At 62.4% G+C, this 21088-nt stretch carries 17 protein-coding genes and 1 pseudogene; 5 read left to right on the top strand and 13 right to left on the bottom strand.

All coding sequences use genetic code 11. The features are described from left to right. Nucleotides 1-240: 240 nt before the first annotated feature. A complete protein-coding gene (locus tag ASE71_RS22625; protein WP_034788454.1) occupies nucleotides 241-1443 on the top strand; it encodes a GTP-binding protein in 1203 nt (400 codons plus the stop codon). Next, nucleotides 1443-1655 carry a hypothetical protein gene (locus ASE71_RS22620; protein ID WP_060520641.1) on the top strand — a complete coding sequence of 71 codons (213 nt, stop codon included), beginning with the start codon at nucleotides 1443-1445 and terminating at the stop codon, nucleotides 1653-1655. The genes ASE71_RS22625 and ASE71_RS22620 overlap by 1 nt, the downstream gene beginning before the upstream one ends. A gap of 35 nt (nucleotides 1656-1690) precedes the next feature. On the opposite strand, the gene ASE71_RS22615 is transcribed toward ASE71_RS22620, so the two are convergent. After that, the gene (locus tag ASE71_RS22615; RefSeq protein ID WP_034788451.1) at nucleotides 1691-2092 is read right to left on the bottom strand and encodes an RcnB family protein; all 402 of its coding nucleotides are present in this window, start codon (nucleotides 2090-2092) and stop codon (nucleotides 1691-1693) included. 124 nt (nucleotides 2093-2216) lie between these two features. Then, nucleotides 2217-3845 (bottom strand): glycoside hydrolase family 43 protein, encoded by a 1629-nt coding sequence (locus ASE71_RS22610; RefSeq protein ID WP_060520640.1) that lies wholly within the window; start codon nucleotides 3843-3845, stop codon nucleotides 2217-2219. Nucleotides 3846-4190: 345 nt separating this feature from the next. Here ASE71_RS22610 and ASE71_RS22605 point away from each other — a divergent pair, with 345 nt between their 5' ends. Further along, nucleotides 4191-4766: a TRAP transporter small permease subunit gene (locus tag ASE71_RS22605; RefSeq protein ID WP_034788445.1), complete on the top strand. Its 576-nt coding sequence runs from the start codon at nucleotides 4191-4193 to the stop codon at nucleotides 4764-4766. Beyond that, the gene (locus tag ASE71_RS22600) at nucleotides 4763-6583 is read left to right on the top strand and encodes a TRAP transporter large permease (protein WP_060520639.1); all 1821 of its coding nucleotides are present in this window, start codon (nucleotides 4763-4765) and stop codon (nucleotides 6581-6583) included. The genes ASE71_RS22605 and ASE71_RS22600 overlap by 4 nt, the downstream gene beginning before the upstream one ends. 158 nt (nucleotides 6584-6741) lie before the next feature. On the opposite strand, the pseudogene ASE71_RS35175 reads toward ASE71_RS22600, so the two are convergent. The 11 genes and pseudogenes from ASE71_RS35175 to ASE71_RS22550 form a co-directional block, all read right to left on the bottom strand. Further along, a pseudogene (locus tag ASE71_RS35175) lies at nucleotides 6742-7020 on the bottom strand (cupin domain-containing protein); the annotation flags it as partial. A 206-nt stretch (nucleotides 7021-7226) separates the two neighbouring features. Then, nucleotides 7227-8333, bottom strand: a complete 1107-nt coding sequence (locus tag ASE71_RS22595; protein WP_060520638.1) for a TRAP transporter substrate-binding protein — start codon at nucleotides 8331-8333, stop codon at nucleotides 7227-7229. A 275-nt stretch (nucleotides 8334-8608) separates the two neighbouring features. Continuing rightward, the gene (gene mgrA / locus ASE71_RS22590; protein WP_060520637.1) at nucleotides 8609-9637 is read right to left on the bottom strand and encodes an L-glyceraldehyde 3-phosphate reductase; all 1029 of its coding nucleotides are present in this window, start codon (nucleotides 9635-9637) and stop codon (nucleotides 8609-8611) included. Nucleotides 9638-9766: 129 nt separating this feature from the next. Beyond that, nucleotides 9767-10945: a Gfo/Idh/MocA family protein gene (locus ASE71_RS22585; RefSeq protein ID WP_060520636.1), complete on the bottom strand. Its 1179-nt coding sequence runs from the start codon at nucleotides 10943-10945 to the stop codon at nucleotides 9767-9769. A gap of 15 nt (nucleotides 10946-10960) precedes the next feature. Then, a complete protein-coding gene (locus ASE71_RS22580; protein ID WP_034788429.1) occupies nucleotides 10961-11722 on the bottom strand; it encodes a sugar phosphate isomerase/epimerase family protein in 762 nt (253 codons plus the stop codon). A gap of 69 nt (nucleotides 11723-11791) precedes the next feature. Then, nucleotides 11792-12481: a D-lyxose/D-mannose family sugar isomerase gene (locus ASE71_RS22575; protein WP_060520785.1), complete on the bottom strand. Its 690-nt coding sequence runs from the start codon at nucleotides 12479-12481 to the stop codon at nucleotides 11792-11794. A 5-nt stretch (nucleotides 12482-12486) separates the two neighbouring features. Beyond that, complete coding sequence (locus ASE71_RS22570; protein ID WP_060520786.1) at nucleotides 12487-14961, bottom strand: beta-mannosidase; 2475 nt, start codon at nucleotides 14959-14961, stop codon at nucleotides 12487-12489. 89 nt (nucleotides 14962-15050) lie between these two features. Then, nucleotides 15051-16145, bottom strand: coding sequence for an ABC transporter ATP-binding protein (locus ASE71_RS22565; RefSeq protein ID WP_034788421.1), 1095 nt, complete (start codon nucleotides 16143-16145; stop codon nucleotides 15051-15053). A 4-nt stretch (nucleotides 16146-16149) separates the two neighbouring features. Then, nucleotides 16150-16977 carry a carbohydrate ABC transporter permease gene (locus ASE71_RS22560; RefSeq protein WP_370689664.1) on the bottom strand — a complete coding sequence of 276 codons (828 nt, stop codon included), beginning with the start codon at nucleotides 16975-16977 and terminating at the stop codon, nucleotides 16150-16152. A 115-nt stretch (nucleotides 16978-17092) separates the two neighbouring features. Further along, the gene (locus ASE71_RS22555) at nucleotides 17093-18001 is read right to left on the bottom strand and encodes a carbohydrate ABC transporter permease (protein ID WP_034788417.1); all 909 of its coding nucleotides are present in this window, start codon (nucleotides 17999-18001) and stop codon (nucleotides 17093-17095) included. Nucleotides 18002-18201: 200 nt separating this feature from the next. Beyond that, entirely contained in the window at nucleotides 18202-19437 is a 1236-nt protein-coding gene (locus tag ASE71_RS22550; protein ID WP_060520635.1) for an ABC transporter substrate-binding protein, read from the bottom strand. A 520-nt stretch (nucleotides 19438-19957) separates the two neighbouring features. On the opposite strand from ASE71_RS22550, the gene ASE71_RS22545 reads away from it, so the two are divergent. Continuing rightward, nucleotides 19958-21013, top strand: coding sequence for a LacI family transcriptional regulator (locus tag ASE71_RS22545; protein WP_060520634.1), 1056 nt, complete (start codon nucleotides 19958-19960; stop codon nucleotides 21011-21013). Nucleotides 21014-21088 lie beyond the last annotated feature (75 nt).

Here is a 21088-nt window from a genome sequence, read left to right as displayed (position 1 = left end):
TCGGGATTGGCATTCTCGGCGAGATGGTGCGGAACCGGGCCGCCTGCTGGAACCTCGGGTCAAGGAGGATTGACGGAAAGACTAGCCACAGGCGACCAAAAGATTGGAACGACGACCTGCCGGCAAGTTGGGTTCAGCCCAGAGGTCCGGTGCCAAACTTCGCACTCGTATCAGGCGAGCAAACGCGCTCGCCTTTTTTACCGACGGCATTCGTAACGATATAACATACAGGACCAATCGATGGAAAAGCTCCCTGTCACCGTTCTCTCCGGCTTTCTTGGCGCCGGCAAGACGACACTGCTCAACCACGTGCTTTCCAACCGCGACGGGCTGCGCGTCGCCGTCATCGTCAACGACATGAGTGAGGTCAACATCGATGCGGCGCTGGTGCGTGATGGTGGTGCCGGTCTGTCGCGCACGGAAGAGCAACTGGTGGAAATGACCAATGGCTGCATCTGTTGCACGCTGCGCGACGATCTCCTGAAGGAAGTCCGCAACCTCGCCGAACAGAACCGCTTCGACTATCTGCTGATCGAATCGAGTGGCATTTCCGAGCCCCTGCCCGTCGCCACCACCTTCGATTTTCGCGACGAGGACGGTGAAAGCCTGGCCGATGTCGCGCGGCTCGACACGATGGTGACGGTGGTCGATGCCGCGAACCTGCTGGCCGACTATTCCTCGCTCGATTTCCTCGCCGACCGTGGCGAAACGGCGGGCGAAGGCGATACACGCACCCTCGTAGACCTCCTGGTCGAGCAGATCGAGTTCGCCGATGTGGTGGTCTTGAACAAGGTCGGCACTGCGACGCCCGAGCAGGTGGATGCCGCCCGCAAGATCATCGTCGGGCTCAATCCCGATGCGCGGCTGATCGAAACCGATTTTGGCAAGGTGAACCTGCGCGAGGTGCTTGGAACCGGCCGCTTCGATCTCGCCAAGGCCGAAGAACATCCGCTCTGGTACAAGGAACTTCACGGCTTCAAGGACCATATCCCGGAGACCGAGGAATACGGCATCCGCTCGTTCGTCTACCGCGCCCGCCGCCCGCTCGATCCCATGCGCTTTCAGGCTTTCCTCAACCGTTCCTGGCCGGGCGTGCTTCGCGCCAAGGGCTTCTTCTGGCTCGCCACCCGACCGCATTATGTCGGCGAGATCAGCCAGGCCGGCCCGCTTGTGCGGACCGGCAAGATGGGGCTGTGGTGGTCGGCCGTGCCTCAGGAGCAATGGCCGCGCGAACCAGGTTTCCTGAAGGCGGTCGGTCCCTACCTGGACCCGGTCTGGGGTGATCGTCGCCAGGAGATCGTCTTCATCGGCGCCGACCCGATGGACGAGGCGGAGCTTCGTGCCGAACTCGATGCCTGCCTGATCGCCGACGAGCGCTTTCGTCCGGAACGTTGGCGCGATCTTGCCGACCCCTTCGCCAGCTGGTCGCCACGGGCCGCCTGATGGCAGACGCCGCGCGCGTGCCGCGCCGACCGCGCTTCATCTGCATGGCGCTCAACGCCGCCGGGCGGCCGGTGCCGATGTTCGATCCGTTTCTGGGAGATGAACCCGCAGATGAGGACGCGCCGGAAGCGGCAGGCGCTATCGAACTCCTGCTTTTTGGCGACCGGCAAAACCCACGCGCCGGTTACCGAAAAGGCGAAGGGGCGGCGTGAAAACGCCGCCCCTTCGCTGAACCCAGAGTGCCTTATCAGCGTGCTGCCGCCAGGCCGACAATGACGCCGGTGGCAAGGCTGATCAGCAGGAAGTCGTTGCCGGACCGTACCCATTGCTGGCCGCGCGGCGGCTGGCGAAGCTTGTAGTAACGGTAGTCGCGCACCTGCGCCATGTGGCGGCGCTCGGCCGGCGACAGGCGATGGCCGCGCGCCCAGCGCTCCTTCTTCTTGACGATCACCCGCTTTTCGATCGTGACGTGCTTGTCGACGTGACGATCCACGCGGCGGTCCATGTGACGATCGTAATCGCGATCGACGGGTCGACGCGAACGATCATAGTTCTGCGCCACCTCGAAGGATCCTGCCGGCTGGGCAAGGGCTGCGACCGGCGTAATCAGAACGGAGCTGGCGACGAGCGCGATCAGGAGACGTTTCATTCGGGTGTCCTTTCTTTGTCTGCACCCGAAAATTAGACCCCGCTTCCTGAACCGAATATGAAACTCTACATTACAAATGCGTAATGATATCCATCACTTATTCCATAATTCTAATGTTTACAGATCAACTTGCCGTAAGGCTGACGTAGCGGAAGCGGTCGAAATCGGCAGCCTTGCCCGCGCCTGAGGTATCGAAGGCGAACATGCCGGCGAAGGCCCCGGTGAAGGATCCATGCTCGCCGCGGCCGCCCTCGTCGGAGACCACGCCCGCATCGAGAACCGGGCCGATCGGCTGCCAATCCACCGCTGCGGTCGCCCGCCAGAAGAACTGCAGGTCATTGTCGCGAACGTCCATGGCGAGGCCGATCGGACCATCGGGAATGGCGGTGCCGCTGCCGACGGGGAACTGCAGCCGGCCGTGCGGAAAATCGCCGGGGCATGAGAGGATCGTCAGCGCCCGGCCCAAGGTTTCGTGCCAGGTGATGCCGAGCGCATGGAACTTGTGGCGATTGTAGTAATGCGTCAAACCAGCAACCTGTTGGTAGGTTACGGCCGTGAAATCGACCGTCGTCTCGGCGCGGAAGGAATGATGCTCCTGCCGCCGCGCGACCAGCGCCTGCTCGAACCAGCTGCCGATGCTCTCTCTGCCGAACAGCCTGAGGTGGCCCGGCCGCCATTCGAGCGAGAAGATCCGCTCCTGTTCCGGCGTACGCAGCCATTGGAACTCGACGGGCAATGCCTGGCCGTCGAAATGCGTTTCCGTAACCACCGGTGTCGCCACCTGCCCCGCCGGTCCCGGCGCCGGCACGAGCACCTCCGGCACCGGGCCGCCGTTTTCGAGATAGAGCCAGCCATCATCGCGCCAGACACATTTTTGCAGGGCCGTCTCGCGACCGAGCGTACAGCGGCGTCCGGGAGGCAGCGGTCGGCCGGTCAGATGCGTATGATAGGCCTGCCCATCTGGCGTCTCGACATATTGGCCGTGGCCCGCGCGCTGCAACGGCGCTTCGGGGTGGTCCTTCGACGTGATGAGATAGATATCCGGATGCATCTCATAGGGGCCGTCAATCGCGCGTGAGCGGGCCATGGTGACGGCGTGGTCGTAGCCGGTCCCGCCTTCCGCCGTCGTCAGATAATACCAGCCGTTCTTCTTGAAGAGATGCGGCCCCTCGACGAGGCCGAGTGGTGAGCCGGCAAAGATGTTCTTCACTGGGCCGACGAGCCTGCGTGTCCGTTCGTCCCATTCCTGCAGCAGGATGCCGTCAAAGGCCGGATGTTTCGGCGAGCCGCCGAAGCTTTCGGTGCGGTGGTTCCACTGCATGTTGAGGAACCACTTGCGGCCGTCGTCATCATGGAAGAGCGACGGGTCGAAGCCGGAGGAATTGACGTAGACCGGATCCGACCAGGTCGCCTCGATCGCCTCAGCCGTGACGATGTAGTTGTGCGCGTCCTTGAAGTTGCCGTCGAAGCGCTTGACGTCGGTGTACACCAGCCAGAACAGACCATCGTCATAGGAAAGACACGGCGCCCAGACGCCACAGCTATCCGGGTTGCCGCGCATGTCGAGCTGGCTTGCCCGCTCCAGCGGCCGGCGGACGAGTCGCCAGTTCACCAGATCCCGCGAATGGTGGATCTGCACACCCGGGTACCATTCGAAGGTGGAGGTCGCGATGTAGTAGTCGTCTCCGACACGGCAGATCGAAGGGTCCGGGTTGAAGCCCGGCAGAATGGGGTTTCGGATCATGGCAGTCATGGTTCAGGCGTCCTCCCTTGGCGGCGCCATCCGACCTCAAAAATCATACAAATTCAAGCCTGCAACGTTGCAGTAATTCGCGCGTCGTATCGCCTGTGACCGGCTTTCCACATCGATTCGCTCGGCGATGTGCACCTTAAGGCGGCTGACGATCGCCGTGCCTCGCCGTCTGCAACCGGATTGCACAAACAATGGGCAAAGCGCTGGATCACCCTATTCTACTTTAGTCGGAGGCGGCCGAACTACACGGGAAAATCGCGCCTCAGACTTGAACGTGCGCTTGAAATCGGCACTCTGGCTATGCTTGGCACAAGAACCATAAAAGCCATCGCGGGGAGGAAATCGATGAGAGCTTTGCTCGGCTTTAGCCGACTTATAGACACGATCACGGAATTTATCGGAAAGAGCGTTTCATGGCTGATCCTGGCCGCTGTTCTCGTCAGCGCCGGCAACGCAGTGATCCGCAAGATCTTCAACATGTCGTCGAATGCCTGGCTCGAGGCGCAATGGTATCTGTTCGGCGCCGCCTTCATGTTTGCGGCCGCCTATACCCTGAGCCAGAACGAGCACATCCGCATCGACGTGGTCTACGGTCAGTTCTCGCGCCGCGTGCAGCATTGGATCGACCTTCTTGGGCACCTCCTCTTCCTGATGCCCTTCGTGCTGCTCGTGCTCTATTACCTCTTCCCCTATGTGAAGATGTCCTACGTCTCGGGCGAGGTCTCATCATCCGCCGGCGGCCTGATCATCTGGCCGGCCAAGGCCATCCTGCTCTTCGGCTTCCTGCTGCTGGCCTTCCAGGGCGTGTCGGAGATCATCAAGAAAATCGCGATCATGACCGGAAACATGGAAGACCCGACACCCTATGTGCCGACCCATGCGCCGCTTGACGATGTCGTGTCTCCGGAGACCCGTCCATGATCGAATTCATTGCTGAAAACCTGGCGCCGATCATGTTCGCGTCACTGATCGTGTTCCTGCTTTTGGGATACCCGGTCGCCTTCTCGCTCGCCGCCAACGGCCTGCTTTTCTTCATCATCGGCGTCGAACTTGCGCCGCTGTCGGATTCGATCAACCTCTCCTGGCCCCTGCTCAACGCGCTGCCTGACCGGTTCTGGGGGGTGATGTCGAACGACACATTGCTTGCCATCCCCTTCTTTACCTTCATGGGGATCGTGCTCGAGAAATCGGGCATGGCGGAAGACCTGCTCGACACGATCGGCCAGCTCTTCGGCCCGATCCGCGGCGGTCTTGCCTATGCGGTCATCTTCGTCGGCGCGCTGCTTGCAGCCACGACAGGCGTCGTTGCCGCCTCGGTCATCGCCATGGGCCTGATCTCGCTGCCGATCATGTTGCGCTACGGCTATGACCGGAAGGTCGCCTCGGGCGTCATCGCGGCTTCCGGCACGCTCGCCCAGATCATCCCGCCGTCACTCGTGCTCATCGTTCTTGCCGACCAGCTCGGCCGTTCGGTCGGCGACATGTATGCCGGCGCGCTGATCCCGGGCCTGGTGCTGACCGGACTGTACATGGTCTACATCCTGATCATGACGATCCTGAAGCGTGATTCCATGCCGGCCCTGCCGCTGGAAGCCCGCACGCTGGGCTCCGGCGTTACCTCGCTGTTCATCGCGCTCGCGGTCGCAGCCGGCATTGCCTATGCCGCCCACGTCTATCTCTACCCGACCCAGGGCGAGAACGCCGACATCCTCGGCGGCACAGTGGGCGTTGCCTTCATCTATATCGTCGCCCTGCTCGACCGCGGCCTGAAGATCAATGCGATGTCGAGGCTTGCCCAGCAGGTCATCATCGTGCTGATCCCGCCGCTGGCGCTGATCTTCCTCGTCCTCGGCACCATCTTCCTCGGCATCGCAACGCCGACCGAAGGCGGCGCCATGGGTGCAGTCGGCGCGCTGATCATGGCGGCCGCCAAGGGTCGTCTCAATCTGGACGTCGTGCGCGGCGCACTGACGGCAACGACAAGGCTTTCCGCCTTTGTGCTGTTCATCCTGATCGGTGCGCGCGTCTTCTCGCTCACCTTCTACGGCGTCAACGGCCATATCTGGGTCGAGCACCTGCTGACGGCGATGCCGGGCGGCGAGACCGGTTTCCTGATTGCCGTCAACCTGCTCGTCTTCTTCCTGGCGTTCTTCCTCGATTTCTTCGAGCTCGCCTTCATCATCGTGCCGCTGCTTGCGCCCGCTGCCGACAAGCTTGGCATCGACCTCATCTGGTTCGGCGTGCTCCTCGGCATCAACATGCAGACGAGCTTCATGCACCCGCCCTTCGGCTTCGCGCTCTTTTACCTGCGCTCGGTCGCGGCCAAGGTGCCCTATCTCGACAAGATCACCGGCAAGTCGATCCAGCCCGTTACGACCGGCCAGATCTACTGGGGTGCCGTACCCTTCGTCGGTATCCAGATCGTGATGGTGGGCCTGACGATCATGTTCCCGCAGATGGTCATGCACTACAAGGGAACCGGAACGGGCGTCGATCCGAACACCATCAAGATCGAGGTGCCCGGCTTCGGCGCCGGCGGTGGCGGTCTCGGCCTGCCCGGCGGCCTGCAGCTTCCAGTCGGCAGCCCGCTCGACCAGAAGCCGGCCGATCAGGGTGGCGCCCAGCCGCAGACCGCTCCGTCGAACGACCTCAGCCAGCCTCCGTCGTTTGGCAGCCCGGGTGCCCAGCCACAGCCGGCCCCCTCAAACGACCTCAGCCAGCCGCCGTCGTTCAAGTAGGACCGCCGGCAGACAGAAAAGCAAAGGGCGGCCGATAAGCCGCCCTTTCCATTTCTACAATCGCTGAGACGACGACCGAACTCGTTCAATCCAGCCGCCGGATTGTCGCGGTACCAGTCGACGATCATCGGCATCGCCTCCTCGAATGGACCGCCGACATAAACGTTGAGCAGCCCCATGCGCGCCTCGCTCTCGTTCTTGAAGTCATGCATCATCCCGCGCGGGATGACGAACAGCGAGCCCTTCGGCTTCTGGTGCCAGATGTCGCCGACGAGCACGCTCGCCGTGCCCTCGATCACGTAGAAGATCTCGTCGTTGTCGTCGTGCTTGTGGGCGCCCGGTCCCTCGTGCCTGGCATCGAGCCACCATTCCGAGACCGAAAATCGACCAGCGGTTTCAGCGCCATCGGCTTTGAAGACGGCCTGGATGGCGCCCATGTCGTAGCGGCGGCCCTCGTCGGGACCGAGCACGACCGATTGGCCTTCGCTTGGCATAGTTCTTCCTCCGTCCTGTTGAGGCAGCAACCCTACCACGAAATGCGTTCAGTACGGCGCGCAGCAATACGCCGTGCGCGCGGCAACGAAAAAGCCGCCCGCAACGGATATCGCGAACGGCTCGTTTCAATCGGCAATGAGGGAAAAGCTTAGAGCTTGCCGCCGCGCTGCTGGATCATCATGAAGGTGTCGTAATTGTATTCGGCGATCTGGGCGTTGAGGTAGTACTCGCCGCGGAAAGCCTTGATCGAGTCCCAGATCTTCTTGAAGGTCGGGTTCGAGGCTTCCATCTCGGCATAGACCTCGTTGGCCTTGTCGAAGCAGGCTGACAGGATTTCGGCGCTGAACGGGCTGAGCTTGGCACCCGAAGCCACCAGGCGCTTGATCGCCGAGGGGTTCAGGTAATCGTACTTCTGCAGCATGTTCGCGTCAGTGGCGTGGCAGGCGGTGCGCAGCAGCGACTGGTAGTTCTTCGGCAGTCCTTCGAACGCCGCCTTGTTGAACATGGCGTGGACCGTCGGACCACCTTCCCACCAACCGGGATAGTAGTAGTAGGGCGCAACCTTGTAGAAGCCAAGCTTCTCGTCGTCATAGGGGCCGACCCATTCGGCAGCGTCGATGGTGCCCTTTTCCAGCGCCGGGTAGATGTCGCCGCCGGCGATCTGCTGCGGCACGACGCCGAGCTTCTCGACGACCTTGCCGGCGAAGCCACCGATGCGCATCTTCAGGCCCTGCATGTCGGCAACCGTCTTGATTTCCTTGCGGAACCAGCCGCCCATCTGCACGCCGGTGTTGCCGCCCGGGAAGCCGACGAGGCCTTGGGTGCCGAGGAACTCGTTGAAGAGGTCGATACCGCCGCCATGGTAGTGCCAGGCGTTCATCCCGCGCGCGTTGAGCGCGAAGGGAACGGCTGCACCGAGCGCCCAGGTTGGGTCCTTGCCCCAGTAATAGTATGCGACCGTGTGGCAGGCTTCGACCGTACCGGCAGCAGCCGCGTCAGCGGCCTGCAGGCCTGGAACGATTTCGCCGGCAGCGAAGACCTGGATCTGGAAAGCACCGTCGGTTGCATCCGAGACGTATTTCGACAGCACTTCGCCGCCGCCATAGATCGTGTCGAGCGACTTCGGGAACGACGACGCCAGGCGCCAGTTCACCTTCGGGTTTGCCTGCGCGATGGCCGGTGTCGCAAGCGCGGCTGCACCTGCGGCCGCCAAGCCGCCGAGGCTTGCGTTTTTAATGAATGAACGGCGATCCATGGTTCCTCCCCTAGTTCTCGCCAAAGGGCGGGCGCAGCGCGCCTCTACCCATCAATCCACCCTGCCCCTTCCCGGACAAACGGTGGCTCTCCTCCTCGTTACCCGTCGAAAGCGACTGCGATCAGCACCGCAACCGGCAGGCATTGTCGCACCTTACAGAAACACCGGACCATGTCCAGAAGCCGCTTTCCGGCGTTTATTCGACTTTTGTCTAATACGCCGGAAAGCGATGTCCTTTGCCTAAAATGCAGGCAAATCAATATTTTCGGTCGAAATCAGAGCTCGGCCGACTTGGCCCAGAGGTTGATGTCCGCCTCGCGCGCATAGAGATCGATCTCGGCCAGTTCGTCGGCCGTGAACGTGTCGTTTTCGAGCGCCTTGACGCAATCGACGATCTGCTCGGAGCGGCTGGCGCCGATCAGTGCCGAGGTGATCCGGCCGTTGCGCAGCACCCAGGCAAGCGCCATCTGCGCCAGCGTCTGGCCGCGCTTTTCGGCGATACCGTTCAGCTTGCGGATGTTGTCGATGATCTCTGGGCGGATGAAGTCCTTCTTCAGGAAGTGGTTCTGCGCCGCGCGGCTATCAGACGGGATGCCGCCAAGATACTTCGTCGTCAGCATGCCCTGGGCGAGCGGCGAGAAAACGATCGAGCCGATGCCGAGATCTTCGAGCGTATGGATCAGCCCATCGTCCTCGATCCAGCGGTTGAGCATGGAGTAGCTCGGCTGGTGGATGAGGCAAGGCGTGCCGAGATCCTTAAGGATCGCGGCGGCTTCGCGGGTGCGCTGCGAGTTGTAGGAGGAAATCCCCACATAGAGCGCCCGGCCCGAACGCACGATATGGTCGAGCGCACCGCAGGTTTCTTCGAGCGGCGTCTCCGGGTCGAAACGGTGCGAATAGAAGATGTCGACATAGTCGAGGCCCATGCGCTTCAGGCTCTGGTCGCAGGATGCGATCATGTACTTGCGGCTGCCCCATTCGCCGTAGGGGCCGGCCCACATGTCGTAGCCGGCCTTGGACGAGATGATCAGTTCGTCTCGCAAGTGCGCGAAGTCCGTGCGCATGATTTCGCCGAAGGCAGTCTCGGCCGAGCCCGGAGGCGGGCCGTAATTGTTGGCGAGGTCGAAATGGGTGATGCCCAGATCGAACGCCGTACGGCACATGTCGACCTTGCGGTCATGCGGTGTGTCGCCACCGAAATTGTGCCAAAGCCCCAGCGAGATCGCCGGCAGCTTCAGGCCGAAACGGCCGAGACGGTTATATTTCATGGTGTCGTAGCGGTTTTCCGCCGGTAGCCAGGTCATCGCACAATCCTCCGCGATCGATCTCCGGATGGCGAACTCGTCCGCCACCCTCAAAAATGAAACGGTTTCCGTAGCGGTTGGCCGCTACGGAAACCTCAGTTCACAAAGGTCTAAACCTCTCCGGTGTCGCTATGAAGCGGCAGCGACGCGATTTCCCGACATTTCTTCTTCGGTCTCGCGCAAGAGTGCCCGAGCTTCCTCGATGCCGAGGGCGGCCGGCTGGGTGCAGGTGGTGGAGAGTTCGACGAAACGTCCCTCCTCGCCAGATTTCAGGATCGACACCATGACGTCGACGCCGTGCAGCGCGCGGTCGAGCGAGCAGCGGGCATCGCGGCCCTCGAGGATGGCGAGCGCCATGTCGGCAAGGCCGGCGGTGCGGTAATTCGCCATCGGCCCCTGCGGATGCTCCTGGTTGGCAACACCGAAAGGATGATCCCAGGGCTCCAGCGGCTCGATTTTCTTGTCGCAGCCGCTTGCTTCCACCGTGCCGCCGAAGAAGTTCGGGTCGGGCACGTAGAGCGAGCCTTCGGTGCCGTAAAGCTCCATGTTGGCATGGCGGTGCGACCAGACATCCCAGCTGGCCGACAGCGTGATCGTCGCGCCGTTCTCAAATTCGAGCAGCGCGTGGATGTTGGTCGGCGTCTTGACCGGGATCACCTCGCCCTTGCGCGGTTCGCTGGTGATCGTGCGGGTCGGGTTGGCCATGGTGGCGAGCGCCGCCACGCGCTTCACCGGGCCGATCAGGTTGATCAGGTTGGCGATGTAGTAGGGACCGAGATCGAGGATCGGGCCGCCGCCGGGCAGGAAGAAGAAGTCCGGGTTCGGATGCCACATCTCCATGCCCGGGCTCATGACGTGGCAGGTGCCCGAGGTCACCCGGCCGATCTTGCCCGCGTCAACATAGCTACGGGCAAGCTGATGCGCGCCGCCGAGGAAGGTGTCCGGCGCGCAGCCGACGGAAAGGCCCTTCGCCTTGGCGATCGCCCTCAACTCCTCGCCCTGCTCCAGGGAGAGCACCAGCGGCTTTTCCGAATAGACGTGTTTGCCGGCTTCGAGGATTGCCTTGGAGACCGGATAGTGCGCGTCCGGAATGGTCAGGTTGACGACGATGTCGACATCGGGATTGGCGAGCAGCGCCTCGATGCTCTCAGCTTTAACGCCGTATTCGGCCGCCCGCGCCTCGGCTGCCGCCGGGTTGATGTCGGCGCAGGCGACAACCTTGATGCCCCGGAAAAGCGGGGCAAGCTTGAAGTAGGTGGTGGAGATGTTGCCGCATCCGATGATGCCGACGCCAAGTTCCTTGGTCATGGATAAACCTGCTTCTCAATAGGATTGGATGGAGGCGAGCGAACGCTTGGCGAAGCGCTTGAAATCACTCGGGTTGTCGTGCTCGGCGATGAAGTAGCGGGCCTTCGTGCCGGAAAGTGCCGCAAACAGGCCTTTCCAGTCGACCGTGCCCTCGCCGACATCGGCCCAGCCGTCCTCGTCCTTCTTCTCGCCTGTCGGCGCGATGTCCTTCACATGCACGGCGGTGATGCGGTCGCCATACTTCTTGATCCAGGCGATCGGATCGGCGCCGCCGCGGATGATCCAGGCGATATCGGCCTCCCAGGAGAGATCCGGTCCGCCCGCAAAGATCAGGTCCTGCGGAATACTGCCATCCGGAAGGGCCGCGAACTCGAAGTCGTGGTTGTGCCAGCCGAAGATCAGCCCGGCATCACGATAGGGCTTGCCGGCCTTCTGCAGCCGCTCGCCGAAGGCGCGCCAGCCAGCGGCATCGGTCGGGCGCTGGTCGGGCATCAGGTAGGGGCAATAGATCGCCTTGATGCCGAGCGCCTTGGCGATTTCGAGCACGCGGGCCGGATCGCTTTCGAGCATGTCCAGGCCAAAGTGCGCGGTCGGCATGGCAAGGCCATTGTCGTCGAGACCTTCCTTGAAGCTGGCGATCTCGGCGTCGCTGAGCGCCGCATAGAGCGCGCCGTAGCCTTCGACCTGGCTGTAGCCGGCGTCGCCGAGTGCTTTCAGCACATTGGCGAAAGGCGGGAAATTGCGAGCGCTATAAAGCTGGAAACTGACGTCCTTCATGAAATCCTCCTCGATTTCGTCCTGGGGGTCTTGGGATAGTGGGATCTTGGGGTTGTTGGGGTCTCGGTATCACCTGAGCCAGGTATCGTAGTCCGACACCAAGAGGTGGGCGGGGCCTGCGTCCTCCTCGATCGCCGAGAAGCGACCGACCGGCTCGCGGAAATAGTTGTCGGTGAGATCGTCGTTGACGGTCGATACTTCGCCCATCAGCACGTCGGCGCCCTCGGCCCAGAAGGCGTGCCAGTTGCCAGGGAGAAGCGTGACGCTTTCACCGGCCTTGAGCTTCAGCAGGTCGCCAGCTTTCAGCGTGCGCAGCCGTGCATCGGTCGCGACAACGACGTCGCTCTCCTCGTCAACCGAGCCGTCCGGTTTGGAATTGTACATCTGCAGCACCAGCGAACCGCCGCCACGGTTGATGATGTCCTCGGTCTTGACCGCGTGACGGTGCAGCGGGTTGACCTGGTCCTTGGCGGTGATCATCAGCTTCTCGGCGTAAACCATGCCCTGCCGGGTCTTCAGATTGGCGGCATTGCCGTTGCGCAGCGTGAAGAGCACCAGCCCGAACTCCTCGAAGCGGCCCTTGCCATAGTCGGTAATGTCCCAGCCGAGCCGGGCATCAAAGATCGTCGGACTGTCGGAAGCGACGCGCGCCTTCAGTTGCTCCGGTGACCAGTAGGCAAAGGGTGGCAGGGTGAAGCCGAAGCTCTTCATGAAGGCATCGCTCTCGGCGATGATGTCGTTGACGTGGCTGCGTTTCATGGCGGTCAACCCTTTCCCTGGCAGGATTCGAGATCGAAGGCGGAAAAGCGCGGCAGCTCACCTGCGTCAAACGGCACCTTCGGGGTAAAACGGATGACCTTCGTCTCGCCGGCCAAGAGGTCGAAGGCGTTGTCGGAATAGCGCCCGGCGACATCCGCCTCGATCATCACATGCAGCGCCAAGCCGCTCGCCTTGACCGTGACGTCGAAGGCGCCTTCGCCTGCGGGCGCGACATCGCGTGTCAGGCCGGACGGCTTGAGGTCGAGCGCCTTGTAGGTGCCGTTGACGTGGTGCCCCTCACCGCGCATGCCGTTCGATGCCTCGAACGACCAGAACAGCAGGTCGCCTTCCGGAATGTCGAAGGCCGCGATCGTCGCCAGCGTTGCCGCCCGGTCCGGGCTGCAGGTACCGGCGACCGCCGCGAGCGGCGTGCGCTGGCCATCGAGCGAAACCAGGAAGGTCTGCAGCGCGACGGTCACCGGCTCTGCCGTATCGTTGACCATCGAGAACGCGATTTCCTTTCCATCTGCCGATGGGATCGCTGCGACCGAGACCGGCTGGAAGAAGCGACGGACCATGTAGTGCATCGCCTTCCAGCTGCCGCCATAGTCGAGGCTCGACCAGGAGGCGACCGGCCAGGTGTCGTTGAGCTGCCAGTAGAGCGTGCCCATGCAATGGGGCTTCAGCGAGCGCCAGTAGTCGACGGCCGTGCGGATCGCCAGCCCCTGCTGCACCTGGCTGAGATAGACGAAAGCCGGAAAATCCTTGGGGAAACGGAAGTAGCGGAACATCGTGCCGGCGATGCGCTCGTTGCCGCCGACATTCTTCTGGTGGCTCTCGATCACGGGCGACGCGATATTGAGGTCCTTCTCGGCCGCAAACTGCCGGATGACCGGCATCGACGTATAGGACTGGAAGCCGAACTCCGAGCAGAAGCGCGGCCGCACGGTGCGGTAATTGTCGAAGGACTTGTTTTCGTGCCAGACCGACCAATAGTGCATGTCGCCGGAACCATCGGCATGCCAGGCGTCGCCGAAGTCGAGATATCCCGACGCCGGGCTCGACGGCCACCAGATCGCTTCGGGCAGCGCCGCCTTCAGCGCCACCTCGATGGTGCGGTTCAGCCGGTCATAGGAGACGAGATAACGGTCGCGATCCTTGCGCGGCTCATCGAACCAGGTGAGCGCGCCGACGAGCTCGTTGTCGCCACACCAGACCGCGATCGACGGATGCGACGACAGGCGCTTGGCCTGGTAGTCCACCTCGGCTGCGACATTCTCCAGGAAATCCGGCGTCGAAGGATAGAGGTTGCAGGCGAACATGAAGTCCTGCCAGACCATGAGGCCCAGCCGGTCGCACAGATCGTAGAACCAGTCCGGCTCGTAGAAGCCGCCGCCCCAGACGCGGATCATGTTCATGTTGGCATCGACAGCCGAGGTCAAAAGGTCTTCGACGCCTTCGCGGGTCACCCGCGACGCCAGCGCATCGGCCGGGATCCAGTTGGCGCCCTTGCAGAAGATCTCGCGCCCGTTGACGCGGAAGGCGAAGCGGCTGCCGGCCTCGTCCTTGTCGGTCAGAAGCTCGACGGTGCGGAAACCGATCTGACGCGTCACCTGCTCCTGCGGCACCTCGACGGTCAGCCGCGACAGGTCCTGCTCGCCGCTTCCAGCCGGCCACCAGCGCTTGGGCTCGCTCACGGTGAAGACATGGGTGATGCGGGTCTCGCCCTTGCCGACGGCGCAATCGAGCCGTTCGCGGTCCTCGTCGAGCGAGAAGTGCACCGGCACAATACCCGGCCCATCGGCAAAGAGCGTCAGCGTCACCACCAGATCGACGCTGCCATCCTCCAGCCAGACCTGCTTGCTCGTCACATGCTCGATGCGGGCGATCTCCAGCCGGCAAAGGGCGATCTCTCCGTAGACGCCGAGCGGCGCGATCGCGAGGTTCCAGTCCCAGCCGAAATGGCACTGGGGTTTGCGCAGCATATTGCCGTTGGCGATCGGTGAATTGCCAGGGTGATAGGGCACGTAGAAGGGCTGCTCCGCCTGCCGCCGCGCGCCTTCGGCAATCGAGGAATGCAACACGATGCGGATGCGGTTCTCGCCTGCAACCAGCGTCTTCGAGACATCCGGGCGATAGCGTCGGAAGCAATTCTCCGCTTCAAGCACCAGCTTGTCATTGACGAACACCGAGGCAACCGTGTCGAGGTATTCAAGGTCGAGATACCAGTAGCCGGCAATGTCGTCGGCACCGACCGTGACCGTGCGCTCGATCACCCAGTCCTTGTGCGCCACCCACTGCACGTCGTTCTCGTTGCGCCCCACATACGGGTCGTCGATCACGCCGGCCTTCAGCAGCGCCGAATGCACATCGCCCGGCAACTCCATTGCCAGCGCATGGCTATTGTCGACGGAAGAAAGTTGCCAATCCCCTGCGAGATCGAGACGAATGGCGGTGCGGGTGAAATCCTCAGAGAGCATGCGCATGGTTCCATAGATCGACCGGCCACGCCGGCACAGTCATTGCTGGGAGGTGCCGGGCAGCGGTGGCCGCCCGGCATCTCCTTATTTCAGAGTCGGTTCTCGCTTGTCGCATCGAAGATCGAGGCGACGCCCATGTCGAAGGAGAGCGTGACCGCCGTGCCCGGCGCATAGCGCCGCTGGCCGGCGATACGAACCGACATCGACTGTCCGGCAAGCTTCAGCCACAGCAGATTGTCGGCGCCCATCGGCTCCTCGATATCGACGACCGCCCGGTGCGAGGCCGGCGCGCCACTTGCCGCTTCGTCGACGCGCACATGCTCGGGCCTCAAGCCCAGCACCACCTTCTGGCCATGCACGAAGGGCGCGCGCGACGGATAGGCCGACACGTCGAAATCGACGCCGTTGGCGTGGACGTAGGCGCGCTGGTCGCGCAGCTGCAGTTCGCCGCGAAAGAAGTTCATCGACGGCGAACCGATGAAGCCGGCGACGAACAGGTTTTCCGGCGCGTTGTAGATCGTCATCGGGTCGGCAAGCTGCTGGATCACGCCGCTCTTCATGACCGCGATGCGGTCGGCAAGCGTCAAGGCCTCGATCTGGTCGTGGGTGACGTAGATCATCGTGTTCTTCAGCGACTGGTGCAGCCGCTTGATCTCGACGCGCAGCTCCGAGCGCAGCTTGGCGTCGAGGTTGGAGAGCGGCTCGTCGAACAGGAACACGTCGACATCGCGCACCAGCGCCCGGCCGATCGCCACACGCTGGCGCTGGCCGCCCGAGAGCTCCGAAGGCTTGCGCTTCAAGAGCGGCTGGATCTGCAGGATCTCGGCGGCGCGGCTGACGCGCTTGTCGATCTCTTCCTTCGGCACCTTGGCGACCTGCAGGCCGAAGGAGAGGTTCTTCTCCACCGACATCTGCGGATAGAGCGCGTAGGACTGGAACACCATGCCGATGCCGCGGTCCTTGGGCTCCTCCCAGGTAACGTTCTTGTTCTTGATGAAGATCTGCCCGTCGCTGACATCGAGCAGACCGGCGATGCAGTTGAGCAGGGTCGACTTGCCGCAGCCGGACGAGCCGAGCAGCACCAGGAACTCGCCGTCCTTGATGTCGAGGTTGAGCGTGTCGAGCACAGTGACGGCACCGAAGCTCAACGACAGGTCTTTGACCGATACGCTGACGTTTTGCATGTTGTTACCCTTTCACTGCGCCGGCGGCGATGCCGCGGACAAAAAGCCGTCCGGAGACGAAGTAGACGAAGAGCGGAACCGCCCCGGTCAGGATCGTCGCCGCCATGTTGACGTTGTATTCCTTCACGCCCTGGACCGAATTGACGATGTTGTTGAGCTGAACCGTCATCGGGTAGTATTCCGGCCGGGTGAACACGACGCCGAACAGGAAGTCGTTCCAGATGCCGGTGACCTGCAGGATCATCGCCACGACGAAGATCGGCAGTGACATCGGCAGCATGATCTTGAAATAGATCGTCCAGAAGCCGGCGCCATCGACGCGCGCGGCCTTGAACAGTTCCTCCGGCAGGCCGGCGAAATAGTTGCGGAAGAGCAGCGTCAGGATCGGCATGCCGAAGATGGTGTGCACGAGGATGAGGCCGGTGAGCGTGCCGTAGATGCCCATTTCCCGCAGTACGATGACGATCGGATAGATCATCACCTGATAGGGAATGAAGGCGCCGACAATCAGGATGGTGAAGAACAGCTCCGCCCCCTTGAAGCGCCAGTTGGCGAGCGCATAACCGTTGACCGAGGCGATCGCGATCGAGACGATCGTCGAAGGAACGGTGATGCGCACCGAGTTCCAGAAGCCGCGCGAAAGGCCGTCGCAGTTGAGCCCCGTGCAGGCGCTCGCCCAGGCCTTTGCCCAAGGCTCGAAGGTGATTTCAACCGGCGGGGCAAAGATGTTGCCGAGCCGGATTTCCGGCATGCCCTTGAGCGAAGTCATGACCATCACGTAGAGCGGCAGCAGGTAGTACAGTGCCACGACGATCAGCGTGCCGTAGATCATGATGTTGCGGCCAGACAACGCCCGGCGGGGCTTGGCGCCGCGGGGGCCGGCGACGACCCGGTTTGTCTGCGCCTGCAGTGCGGCCTCTTCAGTCACCGAATTGAAAGCAACGATATCAGACACGCTTGCGCCCTCCCCCGAATTCCAGATAGGCCCAAGGCACGATGATGATGGCGACGGTGATGAGCATCATCGTCGAGGCGGCAAAGCCCTGACCGAGGTTCTGCGCCTGGAACATGTAGTCGTAGACATACTTTGCAGGCACTTCCGACGCGATGCCGGGACCGCCGCTCGTCTGCGCCACCACCAGGTCGTAAACCTTGACGATGCCGCTGGCGATGATCACCAGCGTGGTGATGAAGACGCCGCGCATCATCGGAATGACGACGAAGATGTAGGTCTTCCACATGGGTATGCCGTCGACGCGCGCGGCCTTCCAGATGTCCTCGTCGATGCCGCGAAGACCTGCGAGCATCAGGCACATGACGAGCCCGGTGCCCTGCCAGAGGGCTGCGATCAGGATGCCGTAGATGACGATGTCGGCATTATAGAGCGGGTCGAAGGTGAAGCTTTCCCAGCCGAGCGAGCGCACCACCGACTGGATGCCGAATTCCGGATTGAGCAGCCATTGCCAGACCAGGCCCGTCACGATGAAGGACAGGGCGAAGGGATAGAGCATGATGGTGCGGAAGGTATTTTCGAAGCGGATCTTCTGGTCCATCAATGCGGCCAGCACGAAGCCGATCAGCAGGCTGAAGATCAGCGAGAAGATGCCGTAGATTGCCAGATTCTGCACCGAAATCAGCCAGCGCGGCGCCGCCCAGAGGCGCTCGTACTGATCGAGGCCGACGAATGAGAGCCGCGGCAACAGCTTGGAATTGGTGAAGGAATAGACGACCGTCCAGATCGTGCCGCCGAGGAAGATCACCACGGCCGTCAGAATCATCGGGACGGAGGCAATCTTCGCGTTCAGGTTCCGCAGCCACTGGTTCGGTCGGCCCGAACCTTGTGTGTAACCCGCCATGTTTCGTTCCTCCGGAACTGCATTGGGTTTCGGACGATGGGCAGCCCCGCGCACTCAGCGCGCAGCGCTCTGCCACATCAGGGCGACAACCACTCCCATGGGGCCCGCAAACGCATCACGCGCGGACGACCGGCACATCCTGCCGAATGGGAGGCTTTGACCGGCCTCGTTTTCAAAGAGGCCGGCCAAGGCAGTTGCGGTTACTCCGCGTTCGCGATGATGTCGGCGAAGCGCTTCTGCGCGTCTTCCGGCGTGATCGACGGGTTGGCGAAGAATTCGGAGAACAGGTCTTCCTTCTGCTTCTGGCTGTCGGCCGAAAGCAGCTGGTCGGTACCCTGGATCACGTTGCCCTTGGCAAGAATGTCCAGCCCCTTCTTCATGCAGTCGTTGGCAGCCGCCAGATCGACGTCGCCGCGCACCGGCAGCGAACCCTTCTTGAGGTTGAAGGCGACCTGCGTCTTCGGATCGAGCAGCGTCGAGGCCAGCGCTTCCTGCGCCTTCGACTTTTCCTCGTCCTTCAGAAGCGGGAAGTAGAAGGCGTCGCCACCGGTCGAGATGATCTCGTTGACGCCGAGGCCCGGCAGGCAGGTGTAGTCGGTTCCGGCCTTCTGGCCGGCAAGCGCGAATTCACCCTGCGCCCAGTCGCCCATGATCTGGCCGCCGGCCTTGCCGGTGATGACCATGTTGGTCGCCTGGTTCCAGTCCTGGACGTTGGAGCCCTTCGACATGCGGCGGGCATCATCGGCAGCCTTGAAGACCTTGGCGATCTCAGGACCCGCTGCCACTTCCTCGTCCTTGTCGCCGAACACCTTCTGGAAGGTGTCCTTGCCGGCGATCGCCACCATCAGCACGTCGAAGGCGCCGGCTGCCTGCCACGGCTGACCGCCGACGGCGAGCGGCACGATGCCTGCCTTTTCGAGCGCGGGCGCCGCGGCCACGAATTCATCCCAGTTCTTCGGAACCTCGACGCCGGCCGCCTTGAAGGCCGCATTCGACAGCCACAGCCACTGCCAGGAGTGGATGTTGACCGGGGCGCAATAGATCTTGCCGTCGATCGTGCAGGAATCGAGCAGGCTCGCCGGCTTGATGATGTCCTTCCACTTCTCGCGGGTTGCGACATCGGTGAGATCACGCATCAGCCCGGCCTGAACCAGTTCCTCGGCCTGGCGACCATGGTTGAACTGCGTGGCGCCCATCGGGTCGCCACCGGTGATGCGGCTGATCATGATCGGACGGGCGGTGCCGCCAGAACCGGCGATCGCGCCGTCGACCCAGTGATTGCCCGTCGCATCGAAGGCCTTGGCGAGTTCCGCGACCGCGGCAGCTTCGCCGCCCGAGGTCCACCAATGGGTCACTTCAAGATCGACAGCGTTGGCTGCGCTGAGCGGCAGGGCCACGGCGGCTGAAAGCACGGCGGCGAAAGAACGTAAATTCATGAGTCTCCTCCCTCACTGTAACGTTACCGTAAAAAACTTAGTGCAATCGATTACAGGACGCAACACCCACCACAATCGATTTAAACAGAATCTTAAAAAACACCCATTGCGTGCATACGGCAGCCGCGTTCCAAAGCGCTTTGCGCGCAATGGCGGCACCCACGCGGCCAGCAGGAATCCCTTACATCGCGCTGAAATACATATATTTTCCGCAACAAAGGCGCACCGGCATCGGAGGCGCCATCTCGCAAGTGCAAAAAGCATGCGCCAAAACTTCCGATTCAACCAGTCCGCTCCATCTTTCGCAGCGCAGCAACGAAAACGCTCGACATCGCAACTGTATCGTTACAGATTTGAAGCAATTTGATCCATCCAAAGCAGCATAGCCGCCACCGACTTTTCGTATATAACGCGATGACGTGACAGGGCGACGGCGCGGCGGATGGAACTGAACCGACGCGTTTCGCTGCCGGATGGGCAATCTGGCGGCGGGCGGCAAGAGAGTGGGCGGGTGACGGCAATGGACAACAAGACGAAAAACAGGCCGCAGACACTGCCGGATGGAGCCCGTCCGACACTGAAGACGATCGCCTTCATGACCGGGCTCGGCATCACTACGGTTTCGCGGGCGTTGAAGGATGCGCCCGATATCGGTGCGGAAACCAAGGAGCGTGTGCGGCTCGTCGCCAAACAGATCGGCTACCAGCCGAACCGCGCCGGCGTGCGCCTGAGGACCGGCAAGACCAACGTCATCAGTCTCGTATTGACGCTGGAAGAAGAGATCATGGGCATCACCAGCCCGATGGTCGTCGGCATCACCGAGATCCTTGCCGGCACGCCCTACCACCTGGTCGTCACCCCCTATAGCGCCGTCAAGGACGCTCTGGCGCCGATCCGCTATATCCTCGACACGGGTGCTGCCGACGGCGTGATCATCTCGCGAACCGAGCCGCACGACCCGCGTGTGGCGCTTTTGACCGAGCGCGGCCTGCCCTTCGTCACCCATGGCCGCACGGAGATGGGCATCGTTCACCCCTATCACGACTTCGACAACGAGCGTTTCGCCTACGAGGCGGTACGCAAACTGGTGGCGCGCGGCCGGCGGAAGCTGGTGTTGCTCGAGCCGCCGCCGCACCTCACCTTCTATTCACACATGCGCGCCGGTTTCGAGCGTGGGCTCCGCGATTTCCAGGCGGATGCAGTCGGCTTCCACCAGACCAACATTGACCATTCGCTGGTCGAGATCCGCGACGCCTTCGAACCCCTGATGCGCTCGGCGGACGCGCCCGACGGCATCGTTTCGGGCAGCGGCTCCGGTGCGATCGCTTTGATTGCCGGCCTGGAAATGGCCAAGAAGAAGCTCGGCGAAGACTGCGACATGGTCTCGAAGTCACCGAGCGACTTCCTGCGCTGGCTGCGCCCGGAAGTCATGACCATGTACGAGGACATCCGCGTGGCCGGTCGGGAACTGGCCAAGGCAGTCATCGGCCACATCGACGGCCAGCCGCCAGAAACGCTGCAGAGCCTCAGCCAGCCCGAGTTCCAGCCGCCGATCACGCGTGGCTTGCGCGCCTAGGAAAGGCTGAAAACAGCCCTCCTGTCTTGCTTGTGACGCAGAAACCTGCGACAGGCCGGAGCAACAATTGGGCGC

The sequence above is a fragment of the Ensifer sp. Root954 genome (assembly GCF_001429005.1).
Classification (GTDB): domain Bacteria; phylum Pseudomonadota; class Alphaproteobacteria; order Rhizobiales; family Rhizobiaceae; genus Ensifer; species Ensifer adhaerens.
This window is presented reverse-complemented; position numbering and strand designations above follow the sequence as displayed.